At 37.9% G+C, this 2,226-nt stretch carries 3 protein-coding genes; all 3 read right to left on the reverse strand.

All coding sequences use genetic code 11. The features are described from left to right. Positions 1–256: 256 nt before the first annotated feature. The 3 genes from FTV43_RS15100 to repM are packed head-to-tail and all read right to left on the reverse strand — an operon-like array spanning position 257 to position 1,931. On the reverse strand, positions 257–400 hold the full coding sequence (locus FTV43_RS15100) for a hypothetical protein (protein ID WP_001125248.1): 144 nt from the start codon (positions 398–400) through the stop codon (positions 257–259). Positions 401–412: 12 nt separating this feature from the next. Then, positions 413–988 (reverse strand): plasmid replication DNA-binding protein, encoded by a 576-nt coding sequence (locus tag FTV43_RS15105; protein ID WP_179995804.1) that lies wholly within the window; start codon positions 986–988, stop codon positions 413–415. Continuing rightward, positions 981–1,931: a replication initiation protein RepM gene (repM, locus tag FTV43_RS15110; protein ID WP_179995805.1), complete on the reverse strand. Its 951-nt coding sequence runs from the start codon at positions 1,929–1,931 to the stop codon at positions 981–983. The genes FTV43_RS15105 and repM overlap by 8 nt, the downstream gene beginning before the upstream one ends. Positions 1,932–2,226 lie beyond the last annotated feature (295 nt).

Below are 2,226 nucleotides of genomic sequence, written 5' to 3' on the forward strand. Positions count from 1 at the left end.
TGGCTATTTCTGATTAACCTAAAAGATAAGAAATCAAAGAATATTGAATAAACCATTGCATAGAGATTCTTAAATTTCCCTAAAATTAACATAATACACCTTATACGAAATGCTTGAAATTTTCCTATAAGCATCAATAGCTTAGTCAAAGCCGTTCTAGGGTTCAGCGCACTGGAACGGCTTTTTCATGATTTTTCATGTTCCACGCTTAATAAGTGAACAATGTTCCACGATCTTGATTAGGTCAATTGAATAATCAGGATGCCTGGTCTTTTTCTTTTTGGCGTTCATTCAGCTCTTTCTTCAGTGCCTTTTTATCCTGGTACGATGCAATCAGCATGATCGGGATCAGCAGCGGGGCCACAATAATTCCCAGGGCAATGTCTTTCAGTTTCGGCATGATCTCTCTCCCTTAGTCATTATCAAAAACAGCATTCAGCACACGGCCAAATAAGCCACGTTTTTTGTGTTGTGGCACTGCCACATTTTGCAACGTGGCATGCTGTAGCGTTTGGGTGTGGTATGCCGTAGTTTCTTGCTGTGGCACCGCCACATTTTCTGCAATATTTAATGCATTATTCTTTTTATTATCATTGTCTTGTTGTGTTGTCGCATGCTGTGGCATGTCGGTGTCGCATGCCGTAGCATCTTGTTGTGGTGCTGCTGTGGCAGGTGCAACACTTTTCAGCTCAATGAGTGTTTGCATACGGTCAATTTGTTGCATTAACCGTTCTTCACGTTCTTGGTATTTTTTGACTTCATTTTCTAAATGGGCAATAAGTTTTTTTGTAGATTCATCACCTTCTTGCTTAGATGATTCAATTTTTTGAGATGTTTGCTCAGGTTCTCCAAAGCATCGTATGACCTCTGCTAGATCGAATTGTCCATCACTGGAGCGTGATAAACGTCCATTACGTACAGCTCTGTAAATGGTTGATCTATCCACATGAAATTTTTTAGATACTTCACTTAGTGATAACTTAGCCATTTACGGTGTCCTTTTTATTTGATGGCATATATCCCACTTTTTTTAGGTATGGGTATAGTTCTTTTATTCGGTCAGGGTCTTGCAGCATCTCAGCAATACGAACAGCAAATTGCGGATAGCTTTCAGTTCCCTGGGAATAACGACCCATTTCAGGAAGTTCAGAAAGTTTATTTGCAAACATATGGCGTTGTGCATCAGTCATCTTCGTAAAGAGATCTAACGTATTCGGATCTCTTTCTATCGGTGGGTTGTCCTTCTTTTTCTGTTTAAAAGTAAAAGAGAATCCTGAAATTGATCGACCTCTTTTGTGTTGCTCATACTTCACAGTGATATCTGTATGTTCGTTAATTTGTTTAATAGCAAGCTCAAGTACACTAGTTTTAAAGCGTTCCATACGCTTGTACTCTGTATCGAGTACGCCAATTCTTTGACGGAAATCACTTAGCTCTATAATTGGAGTAGAGCCCGTACTTCTCCAAGCAATTAATAACTCATATAAACGAACAGCATAAGCACTACTGAGATTACTAACTTGCTGCAATTCGTATTTAGTAAAATGCTCTTCTAAGCGTGTAATTAATGGAACTATGGCAGGGGCAAAGATAAGCTTAACCACTGCTTCATTATCTACATATCCAATTTCACTAACCCAACGGGATCTATAGTTCTCAATATTCCCTCTTTCATTTATTTTTTGATAGCTAAATTGTCTTGCAAATAAATCATTACAGGCATCTTTTAATGCTTGATAAGCCGTATTGCGATGTACGCCAAATTGATTGATATAACCTTCTGCATGTACTTCAAGGGGATCATTAGCATTAATACCTTTCCCGCTTTCTCTTGCCTCAACAATGGCCAATAAAATTAAACGTTGTTCTACTAAATCTAAGTTATAGCTTGCATTAATTAAGGCATTGTCTTTTACAACTAATTCTCTCATGAAGCACCAGTATTATTTATTATGCTATGACACAATAATTAATTTTAGTGCTATAAGCAAGGTAAACGGTGTCATATTGCAAGGTAAACGGTGTCATATTGCAAGGTAAACGGTGTCATATTGCAAGGTAAACGGTGTCATATAGCCTTTGAAAGTATTGCCAATAAAGGCTTTCAGCGTGTCTAAAAGTATTTAAAAACTTTAAAATAATTAAAAGCCCAGGCAAGGAAAAATTGCCCTTGGTTTTCGCTACGCTCAAACTCTATTGAATCTCGCTTTCGCTCGATTCGTTGGG

Source organism: Acinetobacter sp. YH16053 (genome assembly GCF_013417035.1).
Classification (GTDB): Bacteria; Pseudomonadota; Gammaproteobacteria; order Pseudomonadales; family Moraxellaceae; genus Acinetobacter; species Acinetobacter towneri.